Raw genomic sequence first — 16,089 nt, forward strand, 5'->3', positions numbered from 1 at the left:
CCAATCCTTTTGAGCCTTGATGTTATCGGTGTCAAAAATCGTATTCTCTTGCAAATACCGCAGCCAAAAATAATCATCATTTCAGCCAACTTGTTTTTAATGTCCTCTAACTCTTTTTGTTCCTCCATAAAGCCCTCCATGTTCTTCCGTATTCATTTTGATACTTCAATCCATTCCGACTTGAATCCACAATAAAGAGAAAATGATGCTTTTGCGCCTTTAACAGTTTTTGTTAGGTCTTCGTAGATGCCACCATATTTACTTTTATAAGTTAAGCGAACCAATACTTCTCCTTGCTCGATAGTTGCCCATTCATCTGAATTCTTGGGGTTAGACCAAACTAGAACGGTACACACTGCCTTTAATCGCTCCGAAATCGTATATCTTCAGATACTTGAATCACTTCTTTGATTCGCGCTTCTTTTGACTTATCAATATTTCCACTTTTACAAACAGGACATTTAGAACCCTTACTTCCACCATAAACAGCGTATACTGTTTCACAATCTAAGCATTTAGCCAACTTGTTCACCGCCTAGCCGAAAAGGTGTAATTACGAAACTATATTTTTAGGGGGACTTAGTTCGCATCTTAAGTTAAAAATACTAACGCTCTTACCTATAATGCTTCATGAGAAAGGAGTGATAATATGTTAATTAATCTAAACTGTGAATGTCGTGTATGCGGCAGAAAAATTACGATGGATAACCTAAGTGAAGAGCTTTACTGTTGTACAAGCTGTAAATCCGAAGATAAGAAATCATAAAATCAATATCTGATATCGTCTTTGCTTCATTGCTGAAAAATTCACAATAGCGCTGAATAAACCGCGCCACTGTGACTTTTTCAAAATTTAATTAATTGCTTTAAGCTCCGCTTTGGCTTGAGCAACCTTTTTTAAAGCTGGGCTGGCGCTATATTTGGTTTCCTCATATTAAAAATTATTCACGACATAGCCTTTGGCCAAATGTTCGAGAAAATGATTTACGTCCCCGTTTTTAAAATCAATAGCAACGATCTTTTCTAAAATTTTTCTTTGCTCGTGCTCCGGCGTGGAATTCACAATCAAATTGATGAGGAAATCACTTTCAACCATATGTACTTTTTCGTTATGAGAAATCGAAAAAGTACGTGGTTCTAATTCCTTTTCATCAAAAAAGGTTTTCAATTTTTTCTTACTCAACTAACTCCTCCTCTCTGCTTTCATTTTCAAATACCTATTAACATATCTAAGAACGATTAATTTGAATCATCTATCATTTTAAGATTAACACTCAGCTTTGCTTGATAAGTCAGCAATTCGTAAGCAAAAAGTATGATGAATAGTTGAATACTTTTCTGAAACCAGAGCATTCTAAATGAAAAATAATGGATGTGACAGACATGCATACGGTATGGAAAGGTGCAATCAGCTTTGGCCTGGTACATGTGCCGGTTAAAATGTATACCGCAACTGAAGACAAAGACATTCATTTCCGGAGCCTTCATAAAGAATGGGGTATGCCGATCTCATATGCAAAGACATGTAGGCAATGCGACAAAGAAATTGATCCAGATGAAATCGTAAAAGGTTTTGAGTCTGAGAAAGACAGATATGTAATTATTAAAGAAGAAGAGCTCGAAAGCATTAAGGATGAAGCCACGAAAACAATTAAGATATTGGACTTCGTTGATCTTCAGGATATTGATCCCCTTTATTTTCAAAAGGCCTATTACCTGGCTCCTGATTTGGCAGGCGCTGGAGCCTACAGCCTGCTGCTGGAGGCGATTAAACAGACCGGCAAGATTGGCATAGCCAAAATTTCCATACGCAGTAAAAGCAGTCTTGCGGCGATCCGCGCCGTCAACAACTGCATTTGTATGGAGACCATGTTTTATCCGGACGAGATACGCTCGCTCTCTCAAGTCCCAAATCTTCCATCGCAAACCATTATAAACGAAAAAGAACTCTCATTGGCCAAAGCTCTTGTGGAGCAGCTGAGTGAGAAATTTGAACCGCGCAAATATACGGACGATTATCGAATATCCCTTCTTGATCTCATTGAACAAAAGATCACCGGCGAGAGTATAGATATTGTTACTGCTCCTGCAGCAGAAGTTAGATCAAATGTAATTGATCTCCTGGCTGCTCTACAAGCAAGCCTAGATTCAACTAAGCCTGTGACTGATAATTCTCCGCCCACTAGGAAACAAAAAAACACTGCGAAATCTAAGGGTAACGTATCATGACTCCTGTTATGGTTCTGCCTGGCGTACCAATGGCCCCAATCACTTCGCCGGATATACCTACCGGTCCAGACTGGGGCTATCAAATCAAATGGGACGGTGTGCGTACTCTGGTTCGACTTGACGGCGTAGGTGGCGTAGAAATATTTTCAAAGCGCGTAGAACTCCGCAATGAGCGATTTCCTGAGATTGTAGAACTTTTGAGACCGCTGCGAATCGGTGCCTGTGTACTTGATGGAGAAATTGCTTACTTTGACGGTGCACGGCCAAACTTTCAACGCGTTCTGATTGGGGTTAGCCGCAAGAAATATGATGACAATCTGATTTTTGTAGCTTTCGATATGCTCTATGATGATGGACAAGATATTCGCTCTCTCCCCTTTAAGGAGCGATATGAGCGACTTACAACTAAGCTTCCTACAAAGCAGCCTCGGTTATTAGTTACTGACCTTGTATATGATGGACCCGCACTATGGGAATGGGTTAATACTCACGAGTGGGAAGGTATCATATCCAAAAAGCTAGACAGCCCCTATGTTGAAGCTAAAAAGCATCGATACTGGTTTAAAAAAAGAAAAGAAGTCCGGATCGTTGCTGAAGTCGTTGGAATAAAACTTAAGGAAGGATACGTATCTAGCCTAGTATTGCGGTTCGAGGATCGATATGTTGGCCACGTATCGGGTATAGATGCGGATTCTAAAAAGGTGCTGAAGCAATTTATGGAGCAGCATCCTGGAGAGTGTCCCTTCCCTGTATTATCTGCCGGCATGAAGAAATCAGATGTTAGATGGCTTAGCGTCCCCTTCCCCTGCAGGGTTACTGCTCTAGAATTTAGCGACTCAGGTATCTTACGGCAGCCAAAGCTATTAGGATTTGGGAGTGGCAATGGATGAGAGAAGGCGACTATGTACGTGTGCGGGGCGCTAAAAAAGTTGGGAAAGTCCGGAGTATTAAGGATAAAAGTGTAGAAGTCGAATGGATATTTGAAAAAGTCATGAGCAGCGGAAAATTTAAACACATCGTGGAGTATGAATTTGATGATCTAGAAGGAGTTTAAAACATGTTGAAGCAAGAAGCCCTAACGGTCACATGTATTGGTTGCAATAATAAGAACGAAATCCCAATTGATAACCTTTTAGATTACTCCTGTATTACCTGTGGAACATCCATATTGGCATTAAAGGAAACGGAGCAAGATCTATTGGTTAAAGAGTTAGATAAAGCGTCTGACGAATTGGATCATATCATCGGAAATGTTATGTTTGGTAATATGAATCCTGAAATGGCGTCAAATTGGCTCGAACACGAATCAGGTAGAATTGTAGATACGTTAAATAAGGCGAAGGAATACATAGAAAATAACGAAAAAACGGAGTAAGGTTCATAAAAAAAGGCCAGAATAAATTATAAATACAGCGGCAGCCGTGGTTGAGAAAAATAAACCTAGGCTGCTTTTGTATGTGGAAGAATCATATTGGAGGAAATATACATGTGTGGAAGATACACCATTACCTCAGATCTCGATGAAATCCTTAATACCTTTGCCGTAGATGAAACCGACTACGAATACACCAAGCGATATAATGTTGCCCCAACACAGATGGTACCAGGCATTATTCTTAAAGAAGGTAGACGGGTACTCTCAGGGTTTAAATGGGGACTCATTCCTTTTTGGAGCAAGGATCCTAAAATAGCTTATAAAATGATAAATGCACGAGCTGAAGGAATCAAGAAAAAGCCAGCATTTCGCAGTTTGTTAAAACGAAACCGAATCTTGATCCCAAGCAACGGATTTTATGAGTGGCGCAAGGAAGATGAAGGAAAGCAGCCCTATCGATTTCAGATGAAAACAAAAGCTGTCTATGCCTTTGCTGGGCTTTATGATACCTGGCGAGACGCTAATGGGGAATCCATTTCAACCTGTACCATTATCACGACTACGCCGAATCAGCTTGTTTCAGATGTGCATGATCGTATGCCGGTGATATTAACGGATATACATGGCTGGTTAAACCCTGAAATAGAAGACGTCTCGCAATTTCTCAAACCATTTCCTACTGAAGAAATGATGAAATATCCAGTCTCAAAAGATGTAGGAAACGTTAAAAACTCAGATGAATCCATAATAAAGGAAGTCCCTTTAAACTCAAAATAGCGGTTTCCTGCAGGTGCCACCTGTGCCAAGGACGAAAAATTAACGCAAAAATACTTGAGTAACCGCACCTTTTTCATTTTATTGCATGCCATTGAACAGATACACAAAAGCCGTCCCTCTTGGTACAGCCTATATACATTTGCAGCTGTGCTATAAGGAAAACAGTTTTTTGTCTATCATTAGTATTATTTATAGAAAGTACGCAAGCATCATTATCTAAACGAATCATATACCAAATCCGATATAGTAAAATGACAGAATTGTATCCGAAAGGGCGAAAAAATTGGAGAAAAGTTGGAATAAAAGAGTATTTGAAAAATATGAAAGACCTCGATTGTGGTTATTTGCGAGCATATTGGGCTTATTCGTCTTATTATGTTTCATGCAGACCAAGATTCAATTTATAACAATTATTATTCTTATATTCATCGTATGGGTATTTAACTCTATTGTTAATAAGCAGCCTTATCACATTTTTAATATCATTTATTTAATTCCATTGATAGGAGTCTTTCTGGACTTTCATTTCTTCGCTAATCTGAATATCTTTGTGCTCTTGAGTACAATCTTGGTTGGCTTTTCGTGGTTTATGTTAGGATTAGCAAAATCATTAGAGATAGAGATTAAAAAAAAATATACGCATTCACTACCTAAAATCGTTCTTGCTTTATGGGAAGCCGTTGTTCTTCTGATAAGTTTATCAATGTCTCTATACTTTATTCTATTTACTTTATACTCATGGGTTAGCGTACAAGCACCTAAGAGTGTTGCAGCAGAAATTTTATCAATAGAAGGCTTTAGACCATCACTAGTCATCCTTGTTACACATATTATAGTTTTAAACTTCATGATTAAATTTTCAATTATTATGCATGAATCAATTAAAAAAGATAAAAGTAAGCTTACATTCTCTGTACTCATTATTACGATTTTAATTATTCTAGTGCTACCAGACCTTATTTATGCTGTTTCGTACTACATTACAATGGATATGAAAAATCTAATAATACCTAAACCTGAGGGATGGGAAGTGCTACAAAGTTTTTGTAAAACATTTTACTTTACCTTTGCCATACATTATGCAATGCCTATATTGGATGGAAATACCTTTTCTAGTAATACACTACGATTATTAAGTAATAATTATGAACTAAAGTTTATACAGATAGGTCAGATAATTATTTCCAAAGGCTATGATTTAATGGCATTAGCAGGCATTCTGGACTTCCTAAAAAAGAAAATATTCATATCCGATGACGTTGTATCTGATGAGACAAAACAATCCTAACAAACATGACTCGACTTATTATTTTGAACCCTCGTTATGCTTCGGAAAAGTAAACACGCAGAGCATCGGACACTCTATCTGCGAGCTACATTACGAAAAACAAAAAAAGGGTGCTGCAGCCTTAAAGCTGCAGCACCCACCACCTACCAGGACTTATGAAATTCAAAAAATGCAGTCCAATTATCTTTAATCTGTATGGTGACATCCGTCTCCTTAACGATGCCATTCGAATACGTGGCTTTAAAATGGAATACATAGTCCCCATCTTTTAATGACTCTAACTTAACCTTAGCTTGCTCAGCACCTATATAACCACTCCATGCCTTTTTGTCGGTAGATGCTAAGCTTGTGTTACCTATTCGCTCCGCTGCTACTTCGACCTTGGTCGCCTTTGTGGCACTAACACCGGTATCTGTTGTTCTCGCGTTAAGAACAAAACGTTCACCTGCCCAAAAGGTTGAAGGACTTCGCAGTTCTTTCGGTTTTACTTCATTCCATCTCAGACGGTTTGCTTCCCACTCTTCTGTATGCACCACTTCTGCCGTAATTCCCAATGCGAGAACCTGTATTGTTTTCGTCACGATAATGGGATCTGCAATGCCATCACTTACTGTCTGTTTGACGCTCCAGTTTCCAACTTCCGTTAGCTGCAGCACCGGCCCTGTCTTCGGATAAGATGCTCCACTACGTATAAGCGTATAACTGAAATTCCGCTTAGCTCCCGATGGACTTGTGAGCTCATACGCCACTGACAACGGATCTCCATCCTCGTCGTTGACAGATGATGCTATGGTTACAGCATCTCCTTCATACACCGGCTTAGGTGACCAATCAAAGTCAGCTGTCGGTGCTCGGTTCGTACTGAAATGAATATAGGCATAATAACCCTCGTTACCGGCTACGTCATAATCTAGCACAGTCAACCGGTACTCTTGGCCAGCCACTAGTCCAGTCACACGATATGATTTCGCCTGCAGGGGAATCGGTATACTGTACTCTGTTGTGCCATCTTGATTTAAATCAATATTCGTCACGCTGCCATTACTATTTACCTTCTGTAAGTAGAATGTTCGTGTAGCATGGCCAGAGGACGGAGCTGCATCGCTAAAGGCATTAAACTTCACCGTCACGGCTGTCGGCTCAACCTCCAACTGCTCATCTACATCTGCTGGCTTAACGGTATCTACAAAGAAATAACCATTTGATGAATATGGTCCCCATAGGAAACCGTCGTTTGCCCTGGCTCTCCAGTAATATAATCCGTCTGCTAGAGCTGCTGTAGTGTAGCTTGCTGCAGCAACCGTTGCATTTGTATCAACCACTCTTGCACCATCCGACACGCGATATACTTCGTAATCTATTGCGGTAATTGGATGGTTCTCCGGATCAATGGTAAATACACGCAGCTGCGGTCGATTAATGTTGGTGTAGATCGGATTATCTGCATTAGCTCCGTTATACGAGAGCAAATTCGTATCTGGTGGTAAATCCAGCACAAAGTAGCGGATGTTACTTAAATTTGACCAAGCACCCTTTGAGTAGACCTGCCCTTGTACACGTACAACACGTCCAGGATTGATCATTCCATCCATTACCTTAAAGCTTTTCTCTAATCCTGCATAATCAATATACAATGCAACCTCATTTGTATCCGTATACGTCAGTGATAAGCGATACTGCTCTTGTGGATCATTCTCTGCATCATAATAAGTCCAAGTTATCGTCGGTTCTTTTACGAGTACCGTAGGAGCAGCCGCTGAGGTTCCTCCTGGATAGGTTATGGTCATTACTGGTTTGGTTTGGTTCACTGGCGGTAAAGCGTCTTTGTAGATAACTTGCTGCGCCCAATATGACCAAGCCCCATGAAGATCCTTTACTTGCTCTTGAATGATAAGCTCGACACCTGGACGGCTATAAATCGTCCGTTTACCGGCTGTCCACGTTGTTTCATCCGCCCAGCGTGTACGGAACACCTTATCAAGCAGGCGATTAGGGATATCCGGATCGTAAGAAGTATCATAGGTATCGTAATCAATTGCCTCACCTTCGCCATACACATAACCAGTGAACCGCGCATCAGGCTGTGCAATGGGTCTACGATGGACATATAGTAGCTTCGTGACCGGCTCCGACCATTTACGATAGGATGATATACCTGGATTATCTTGCGCTCTGTAGCTAATCTCGTAAACACCAGGTTTCTCTAGTGAATTTAAAGTTGTTGAACGTGTCTGTCCATGATACATGCTCATCCCTTCTGGATTCTCAAATATATTAGGATTGTGGCTGTACGTCCACTCTTCTAGTATCTTAGGATCTTCCTCGATATCGGAGAAGATTTTGTCATAGGTAATCGTTTCATTGATAAGTACAGCTTCATATTTCTCCTCGGTGTACATATCACCATAATTAAATTTCTTAACATTGGAGAACACAGCATTCGACTGTCCTAACGACATTAAACCGGCAAAACCATTTGAATAGGTGCCATCGGCAACCTCTAGTACTTTCGCATAATTCACATATACGCGCTGGATGCCATTAACCGATTCTACTTTAATCGGATACGTGTTGAACGCAGTCCGTGTCATTGGTGTAGATTGCAATAACGTTTTCACACCATTAACCACACGGAATAGCGACAGGGTGTTCATGCTCCACTCCATAGCATACATATTCTTTTCATTCTGAATCTGGAAAGCAGCTCCGATAACCTTGTCATTTCTTATATCACTAACATTTGCATGAAATTCTAAGGCGTAGTTTTTCATAGAGCTTCCTGCATCATAGAGTAGTCCGCCCCAATCGTCGCTCGTAATTTCAACAGTATTTGCATCTATTTCCTTTAATGTTCCATTAGCGTTAGCTGAAACAAACGGCATGACATTTTTATCGTAAAAAACATAAATGGAGCCATCAGGTAAAATAGGTGTTGATGATGTTCCAGTATGCAATGTGTATGCTCCTGGTTCTGGACCGGAATATGGTGTCTCGGCAATGACTCTTCTGGTTGATGCGTTATACAATAAGGCCGATATTTTTTTATGTGAGTCGACAGCCCAAGAGGTCTGTCCCACAGGCAAAAACACAGGATAAATAATCTGATCGTATTGATCGATAAATATTTTACCCACGTTTGCATCATAATCTACACCTTGATAACCACCGCTTTGGTCTCCATTATAGTTATAAAATGCATTATATGACTCGTGTGTTCTACCTTGCGAATACGTAAACCCATTTGAAAATACGATAGGATTCGCATTAGGAGCAACTTCTGCATACACTAAAGGATGCGAACTTTCGTAAGTGACAATACTTCTTGAAAATTGGTTTTTAAATACTTGTTGTCCGTAAAAGTCTGTCCCGTTTAAAATACCTTCAAAAATCGTTGAGCCTCTTGTACTGCTACCCACGGACACGTAATTTACATAAATATATCTCTTATTTTCAGAAATAGAAGCATAAGATATGCCAGCTGCTCCTCCGGATTGATGGGTACGGGTTATCCCGTCTTTTTTCACTTGCACAACGTAACCTCTTAAACCTCCCAATCCAGAAGAATAGCGATCTTCAAAGTTATACGTAAAGTACGCATCTCCGTTATCATCTTCGGTCAAGTTGATGTTTGTAATAAATCCACGATCCAAATTCTCCCCTGGTGCTTCCCACACTAAGCTTTTCGTTTTTAAGGAGTATTTGAAAATTCGCAATTGATTATTGTAATTATAATTATATTGCTCTGGTACATCATATGAGAATTTACTAGCTACATACATATACTCACCATTAGATGATATTTGAACAAGTGCCGGGTTACCTAGTCCGCTAGGTGATGTAAAACTAGATTGTAAATTAATTGAATCAAGATATACACCATTTTTATCGTACCTCGCAATGACCACTAAATACGGGTTGGCTGCATTTTGTCTTCTATCTGCAAAGTAAAATGTTTCATCTCCACCAATTTCCATGAGTGTGAAATTACTAGGTGTATCAAAATTAACCGTCCTCAAAAGCTCACCTGTAATTGAATTTCGCTCATAAAATGTATAGGGATAGTTAGGCAAACTATAATTTTGATTATAAGAATATAGACGGTTCCCACCGAAAACCTTATTAAATATTGTTTCTGAATTTGGCACAGTCCAAGTGGGTTTAGCAACTATATCAGCAGCAAGCTGATATTTTGTTCGTGAGTTCGCTCCATTTCCTGAGTTCGGGTATCCAACAGAAAAGTTTGCGTATACTCCATTTTTTGTTGATAGTGTAGTAGCATCCGCTTTCCATGCTGCTTTTTGGGCATTACCGCCTTTGTATGGCGTCTTAGCCGTCCACGAACGTAATATCGATTGCGTCGAATAGTTAGTTATTGGTGGGCCGCTGTCTTCTCCCTGCCCTGGCTGCTGCGTAATTCCAAACACGTTAAAGTTAACTGAAGGTGCATAATTCAGAATATCGGTCGTGACAATTCCTGAATTTCCTTTCATTCCATAGTCTTCAGTTACTGAGGCGCGATATTGCCGCTTACCAACGCTCGTGTAATTGACGGAATGTGTTGTTTTAAAAGCCCCATCATATAGCGGTTTCCACGCTTCTTCCTCAAAATTTCCATCACCATCTTGGTCATAGCGTTCTTCAAGAAACAGATACTTTAGAATGTCACCGTCAGGACTCTCCGCATCGATATAAAGCATAAAGCCATTACCCCGATAAGACTCTTCAGGCGCTATCACTGTTACCGTTGGTGGTGCATCCGGTATAACCTCCATGATTAGATTCGCCCAATCACTTACTCTACCGGTAGTATCATAAACTCTACCCTCGATGCTGTACTCACCTAAATTAGCAGGCGTTACGGTAAACCACCCATTTGTATAGGCTGCATCTCCTACTTTTTTATAACGCATTTCTGACTTGCTAAAATCAATTTTTTCGCCTCTATCCTCTAATGGCGTATATGAATTCAAGAGGTTGTATGGCCGCTCTAGAGGTCTCCCTTGTACCACACGTGTTATTCCTGATACGATGGCTACTGGTTTGGGATCTACAACCCGAAGTAATGCAGTATCCTTTTGAGATCCACCAAATTCATCAGTTACGATAATTTCAGCTGTATAGAATCCAGGCGTATTATATGTGTTATACATAAACTCATAGTCTGTATTATTTGGTAGTACTGTACTCAAGTTTTCGGTGAATTTCCACGTATAGCCATTCAAACCTTTTGATCGATTAATAAGCGATGACTTTTCACCTGCGATGATACTTGAAGGTTGAAATTCAATGTCCGCTATTAAATCAGGCTTAGGTGTAGGCGTTGGTTCTGGTGATGCTGAAGGAGTTGGAGTTGGTACTGCTTTATTGGCCACATTTATTATAAGCTCCGCCCACTCAGATACCTTTTTAGCGCTATTTGTTACGCGCAGCTCCACCACATATTTTCCTTCCGCTGCAAAGTCTTTGGCAGCTGGCTTGGTTGCTATCGTTTTTCCTGCTGGATTCTTATATTTCCATTCTCGTATCGTGATAGCTTCCTTCCCTGGTGAGTATGAGAGTTTATCATCAAGTTTTGGATCTGCTGAAGGCTTAATCGTTATCTCTGGCTCGGTGCGATGATCTCCCTCAACGTGTGATATGATGGCCATTGGTGAGGTCGGCTCATTTAGCTTATTGACCATGATTTGAAATGCTTTTATATTGTTAGTTTCATCTGTTTCCGTAATCTGGCCATTATAGTCAGCCTTGGCTGACAATTTCTTAAGACCACTAGTCGCAAAGCTCGTACTAAAAGTTACTGTGGAGCTTGCACCAGGAGCAAGGTTACTTATAGGCTTTGTAGGTTCAGGAGAAATGCCAAATAAGCCCACAACGAAGGAGCCACTATTTTTATTTCCATTATTTTTGACGGTGACAACGATTGAGGTAGCTTGGTTCACATAGACCGCGTCGGGGTTTACGACCTTCGTTACTTCCAGATCGATTGTCTCCGGAATGACGTTTATATCAATTGTTTTCATAGGTTTTATTGTAAAGATTTCATACCACCAAGAACCGTCCGTCCATTCGCTCCACATTTGGATAACACCAGGAGTAAAGTCTGTTGGCTTTTGCTGAATGATAGCATAATCGAGTAATGTATCACTAGTCCAGCTTGCACCTTTGAGTGCATTATAGCTTGTTAGAAAATTAGTTGAATTAGATGGTTTGTTATAAGGATCTACTGTACGAGAGAGCCAAGATGCGGCTGCTGGATCACGAGATAAATTAGTAGATGGTCTAATTCCTTTTGAATCTCCTTTTTCTGTTTTCCAGGGTTCTTTAATCCAATTTTTCGCCACACTTCCAGTTACACTTGAGTCCGGAGGGAATTTCCAGTTGCGATACACAGATCCACTCGCATCCCAGCCTAGATAACGATATTGGCCGGTCTTTTTGTCCGTCTCATTACCTGAAACCTCAGAAGGGCTACCGTATACAACAACTGATTCACCTATGTTTAACGAATTAAGCAAATACTTCTCATTAAGTGCTTTGCAGTTTGAGCTCATTTTAGGAATCTTATATACACTTATTATTCCTTCTGCCTTTGTTCCGTATGTTGGTGGTGCTGAACATGCTGCAGCATCTACTCGTTGAGTTTGTAATGGTATTGTAGTGATTGTTACTAAAATAACCAACAAAAAAAGCAACTGCGCTCGCAGCTGCTTTCGTAAAATTGTTCCCATTTTATTTATCCCCCAATCCAGATAGAAACACCGATATTATTGCTACCTTTATATACTACAAAACTCCTTTTATCATAAGTACTTTTAATTGAGTTTTTTCCTTCTACAAATTTCATCCCATCAACTTTAATATAGTCTGCATATGCTTTCTCATATGAATTAGGATAATAATTCTTAAGTAACTCTTTTATTAATGATTTTGTTTCCGTGGTTGAATCAAAAGTATCTAAATATGTTGTTTTTTTACTTGAATCATATTCTATCCAAATCGTGTGATCCTCAAAAACATCTGATCCTTTCAAATTTACACCAACAGCTCCACGACTAATCGTAGTATGCCCTTTAAAACTAGGCAAAGATTGAATCAATGCATCAAGCTCTTTGTCTGTTTTAGGATAAGCAACCGGCTTAACTTGTGGATTTTTTGCCTTAAGAGTATTCGAGATCATCACAACAGCTTCAGCTCGTGTTGCATTCTTGTCGCCACCCATTGTCCCATCTGGATAACCCTTCAAAATCTCATTCTGTTTCGCAATTGCTAGGTAGCCTGACTTTACCCCATCCGCATCCTTGCCAAGTGCTCTAACTGTCATACGAGCAATTTCTTCACGAGTAATTTTCCGATTAGGCTCGAATTGTGATTCCTTGTATTCATTCACCTTAATAATAGATTGCTTTAGACCTGTAGAGATCGATGCACGAAACCATCCATTATCGTCAGAGAAAGGTGTGTCTTGGTCCTCTAACTTGTATTTCATAGCTGCTACCAATGATTTTGTAAACTCAGCACGGGTAATATTATCGTTGGGTTTAAAGCTTGTTGCACTGTAACCATTAATCCAACCTTGGCTCACTGCAGTATCGATCTCTGATTTTGCCCAGTGTGACTTTGTATCTGTAAAAGCAGCTGCAGCTGCTACGGTCTGCGACGCAATCAATACTGTCACAAACGTCATGATTACGGCCAGCTTCATTTTTTTCATCGGGATCACTCCTATTTTCTGTGTAGATTGATTCTTCTATTTAACCGATAACCTTCCTTTCTTATAATTCGCTAACAATATGGATGAGGACATACATCAAATCTATACTCTCTAAAGATATCAATTTATTAGGTTAAAAAAGTTAGCAAATCGTATGCAAAAAGTATGATTATTATATTCTGCATCTACCCTCGAATACGTACAATATGGCCTTCTTGTATAGATATCCATTCATGACGCGAGGAATGAATCCGAATTGGGTTGCCTTGTTCAAAGCTCCATTCATACCTACCAGAAATCCAACCGTCCCCAAATTTAATTTCGATGTAACTGCCTGCATACACAGGCTCACCGCTGACGAAATGTCGAAGTCCTCCCTCGCCGCTATGACCAAGTATAATCGATCCCTCGATTAACCCCTCTTTCTTTGATTGTGGTGTCATCGGATCTTTTTCCCCAACCCATTTTTTCACTTTAAGTTCATAACTTGGAACAGGCTCCAACCAGTCAGCATCTGAGTAATACAATCCAGTATGATCACCAAATTGGTTTGGTGTAAATAGAATTCTAATTTCATTGAATGATGGTACTCGTACTATCTCTTTCCCAACATCCGGATAGCGACGCTCGATCAGATCAGACCAAACTTCGGATATAAACGAATCGTTATTTTTGAGTTCAAATCGTGGCAGTGTATCCATAAAGTCAGATCGTTTTTTTCCTGCCGCCTTTGCATCTTCTTCTTTTTGCCTTGCTCCTGCATACGGATAGAGCAGATAAAGCCCAAAGTGGTAAAGATGTATATCAATTTCGTTATTAATGAGCTTGTCTACGAGAATCTTCAGGACTTTTAGGCGCTCACTTTTCGTATTTGTGGAGAAGTGCAGAAAATTCACGTTCATCAAGTTTTGAAAGAAAGTCGCAGGATACTGGTACACGTATTTTTGACCATTAAAACCCTTACCCCATATTCGGATAATCAACGGCCAAACCGCACCGGCTTTACCATCCATTCCTCTATCCATAATCCTCTGAAAAAAGTCGCTTACAGTCTGCAGCTGCTCCTCTAATTTCGATTCAGTTTTAGCCATATTCATTCGCCCCCTTATTCAAGTCGATATTCAATATCCTTTATAGACACTCAAACGTCCAACTTTTCATGTCTCTATATTTCATGTGTCACGATTCAGAAGTTCATCCGTTTTAAAAACCATCATGATGTTATGTCCGAATGGTATCTTATTTTGATCCTGCCAACTATAAAATTCACCTTTACCTGTAACAAATCCACATGGCACTTTACATTCTTTTTCTGCAAATTCTTCCCAAGCATTTTTACCCTCATCTCGAAAATCACTACCCCATATTCTTTTTACTTTATGAGGTAGTTCTTCCCATGTTGGATACAAATGATCACTGCCACCTTCAATATCACAGATACGTTGCCATCCTTTATTGTCTTTACACCACTTAATTGCATGCTCAGCAGCCTGTTCAGGGCTATAATATTCATTTGAAACTATCAATTTTAATCACCATTTCTATGATAATTTCCTCTTTAAGGTTTTAAGTCAACAAAAGCTATTTATCAATACATCAATCTTACTCTCAACGTCCAATAATTTCACCCATGATCTTACATTTTCTTTTAAAATATTATTCAATTTTTATTCATATTTTTGTTTCAAGTAAAGCTTGAACTTCCGCTCTCTCTCCTGAGCTGCTTCGTAGTCGTACCATGAATAACCAAAACCTTGAATGATACGGTTATTGCAGCTGCATTCGCAAATTTAGTTTAAAAACCCCTTTGCCTTCCGAAAATCCTTTATAAATAACTTAGGCATCGTTTTACCACAGCGTGCACATTCAAATGTCATTCCCCGTTTTGTTATTACCGCTTTCCTGTTCTGCGATGGCTGTGCTAAACATTCCTCAAACGTTATCAATTCCACCCGAACACCACCTATTCCTTAGTTACATCAAAAATGGTCTTCTCATAATGTTAGATCTCTGCCTTAATCACCTTAAAAACAGGTGTCTCACGACGTTTAGGAGATGGTTTTTTCATTGAAGGAAGAGACATATATCCGATGCCACCAAAAACTAAAATGACAATAGCCATAAAAATAATTTTACTCAGTTCGTACATATAAATGACCTCCTTGAGTTTACTTATTTTGAATATTAGCACCTTTAATTCAAAAAGTAAACATGAGATATTTATATACGAAAATAGCGAGTAAACCAATGTGGTCTACTCGCTATTTATATTTAATTTATTATGATTTTCTAACTCTAATTTAAATCTATTGATAATTTCATTTGCAAAAGCTTCTTCCCTCTTATTTATGAAGGTTCCAAGTTTGCTGTCTTCTGCTGTGGCTACCATCTCTAGCAATTCCCACTGCTGATAAGTCAAAAACAGAGAAATTTGTCGTTTGCGTTTTTTTATTCCCTTTTTTCGTCCAGCACCAATACGGGCTCCACCCCGATTATCTTGTTTTTCTGTTACGCTCATTTTTGGACTCTCCTTCAAAGGTATTCGTAACCACAAATCTTCCCCCAACCGACAGAACAAGTCATGTTCTTCCGTATTCATCGAGATCTTGATTAGTAATTGGTCTTTACATATCCTCTCCTTAGTTAATTTCAAAGTTTTGATCAACTTTATCCAGTAGCCCGTCGTTTCTTAATTCCTCTTCAGCTCTA

13 protein-coding genes are annotated in these 16,089 nt (G+C 39.5%); 6 read left to right on the forward strand and 7 right to left on the reverse strand.

Annotated elements, in window-relative coordinates:
- Positions 1-934: 934 nt before the first annotated feature.
- Positions 935-1,183 (reverse strand): hypothetical protein, encoded by a 249-nt coding sequence (locus BK120_RS33795; protein ID WP_076271855.1) that lies wholly within the window; start codon positions 1,181-1,183, stop codon positions 935-937.
- 200 nt (positions 1,184-1,383) lie between these two features.
- On the opposite strand from BK120_RS33795, the gene ku reads away from it, so the two are divergent.
- The 6 genes from ku to BK120_RS33820 all read left to right on the forward strand — a co-directional run bounded on the left by ku (position 1,384) and on the right by BK120_RS33820 (position 5,669).
- Complete coding sequence (gene ku, locus BK120_RS33800; protein ID WP_076271856.1) at positions 1,384-2,229, forward strand: non-homologous end joining protein Ku; 846 nt, start codon at positions 1,384-1,386, stop codon at positions 2,227-2,229.
- Positions 2,226-3,119, forward strand: coding sequence for an ATP-dependent DNA ligase (locus BK120_RS33805; protein ID WP_083682754.1), 894 nt, complete (start codon positions 2,226-2,228; stop codon positions 3,117-3,119). Before ku ends, BK120_RS33805 begins: the two co-directional genes overlap by 4 nt.
- Positions 3,116-3,283: a hypothetical protein gene (locus BK120_RS35665; RefSeq protein WP_179089955.1), complete on the forward strand. Its 168-nt coding sequence runs from the start codon at positions 3,116-3,118 to the stop codon at positions 3,281-3,283. The genes BK120_RS33805 and BK120_RS35665 overlap by 4 nt, the downstream gene beginning before the upstream one ends.
- 3 nt (positions 3,284-3,286) lie before the next feature.
- A complete protein-coding gene (locus BK120_RS33810; protein WP_076271857.1) occupies positions 3,287-3,604 on the forward strand; it encodes a hypothetical protein in 318 nt (105 codons plus the stop codon).
- A 111-nt stretch (positions 3,605-3,715) separates the two neighbouring features.
- Positions 3,716-4,381 (forward strand): SOS response-associated peptidase, encoded by a 666-nt coding sequence (locus BK120_RS33815; protein ID WP_076271858.1) that lies wholly within the window; start codon positions 3,716-3,718, stop codon positions 4,379-4,381.
- A gap of 589 nt (positions 4,382-4,970) precedes the next feature.
- Positions 4,971-5,669 carry a hypothetical protein gene (locus BK120_RS33820; RefSeq protein ID WP_144376924.1) on the forward strand — a complete coding sequence of 233 codons (699 nt, stop codon included), beginning with the start codon at positions 4,971-4,973 and terminating at the stop codon, positions 5,667-5,669.
- A 143-nt stretch (positions 5,670-5,812) separates the two neighbouring features.
- On the opposite strand, the gene BK120_RS33825 is transcribed toward BK120_RS33820, so the two are convergent.
- From BK120_RS33825 to BK120_RS33845, 6 genes are all read right to left on the reverse strand, one after another.
- Positions 5,813-12,397: an Athe_2463 domain-containing protein gene (locus BK120_RS33825; RefSeq protein WP_076271860.1), complete on the reverse strand. Its 6,585-nt coding sequence runs from the start codon at positions 12,395-12,397 to the stop codon at positions 5,813-5,815.
- A gap of 5 nt (positions 12,398-12,402) precedes the next feature.
- A complete protein-coding gene (locus tag BK120_RS33830) occupies positions 12,403-13,380 on the reverse strand; it encodes an S-layer homology domain-containing protein (RefSeq protein ID WP_076271861.1) in 978 nt (325 codons plus the stop codon).
- A 185-nt stretch (positions 13,381-13,565) separates the two neighbouring features.
- Positions 13,566-14,471 (reverse strand): hypothetical protein, encoded by a 906-nt coding sequence (locus BK120_RS35670; protein WP_179089956.1) that lies wholly within the window; start codon positions 14,469-14,471, stop codon positions 13,566-13,568.
- A gap of 81 nt (positions 14,472-14,552) precedes the next feature.
- Positions 14,553-14,906: a hypothetical protein gene (locus BK120_RS33840; RefSeq protein WP_076271862.1), complete on the reverse strand. Its 354-nt coding sequence runs from the start codon at positions 14,904-14,906 to the stop codon at positions 14,553-14,555.
- Positions 14,907-15,382: 476 nt separating this feature from the next.
- A complete protein-coding gene (locus BK120_RS35675) occupies positions 15,383-15,529 on the reverse strand; it encodes a hypothetical protein (protein WP_179089957.1) in 147 nt (48 codons plus the stop codon).
- A 105-nt stretch (positions 15,530-15,634) separates the two neighbouring features.
- Positions 15,635-15,898, reverse strand: coding sequence for a hypothetical protein (locus BK120_RS33845; protein WP_076271863.1), 264 nt, complete (start codon positions 15,896-15,898; stop codon positions 15,635-15,637).
- Between the last annotated feature and the right edge of the window lie 191 nt (positions 15,899-16,089).

The sequence above is a fragment of the Paenibacillus sp. FSL A5-0031 genome, from assembly GCF_001956295.1.
Taxonomy (GTDB): Bacteria; Bacillota; Bacilli; order Paenibacillales; family Paenibacillaceae; genus Pristimantibacillus.

Excerpts from the sequence above, each read along its gene's own strand:
- ku (WP_076271856.1), top strand. The coding sequence starts at position 1,384 with ATGCATACGGTATGGAAAGGTGCAATCAGCTTTGGCCTGGTACATGTG.
- BK120_RS33805 (WP_083682754.1), top strand. The coding sequence starts at position 2,226 with ATGACTCCTGTTATGGTTCTGCCTGGCGTACCAATGGCCCCAATCACT.
- BK120_RS35665 (WP_179089955.1), top strand. The coding sequence starts at position 3,116 with ATGAGAGAAGGCGACTATGTACGTGTGCGGGGCGCTAAAAAAGTTGGG.
- BK120_RS33810 (WP_076271857.1), top strand. The coding sequence starts at position 3,287 with ATGTTGAAGCAAGAAGCCCTAACGGTCACATGTATTGGTTGCAATAAT.
- BK120_RS33815 (WP_076271858.1), top strand. The coding sequence starts at position 3,716 with ATGTGTGGAAGATACACCATTACCTCAGATCTCGATGAAATCCTTAAT.
- BK120_RS33820 (WP_144376924.1), top strand. The coding sequence starts at position 4,971 with ATGTTAGGATTAGCAAAATCATTAGAGATAGAGATTAAAAAAAAATAT.
- BK120_RS33825 (WP_076271860.1), bottom strand. The coding sequence starts at position 12,397 with ATGGGAACAATTTTACGAAAGCAGCTGCGAGCGCAGTTGCTTTTTTTG.
- BK120_RS33830 (WP_076271861.1), bottom strand. The coding sequence starts at position 13,380 with ATGAAAAAAATGAAGCTGGCCGTAATCATGACGTTTGTGACAGTATTG.
- BK120_RS35670 (WP_179089956.1), bottom strand. The coding sequence starts at position 14,471 with ATGGCTAAAACTGAATCGAAATTAGAGGAGCAGCTGCAGACTGTAAGC.
- BK120_RS35675 (WP_179089957.1), bottom strand. The coding sequence starts at position 15,529 with ATGTACGAACTGAGTAAAATTATTTTTATGGCTATTGTCATTTTAGTT.
- BK120_RS33845 (WP_076271863.1), bottom strand. The coding sequence starts at position 15,898 with ATGAGCGTAACAGAAAAACAAGATAATCGGGGTGGAGCCCGTATTGGT.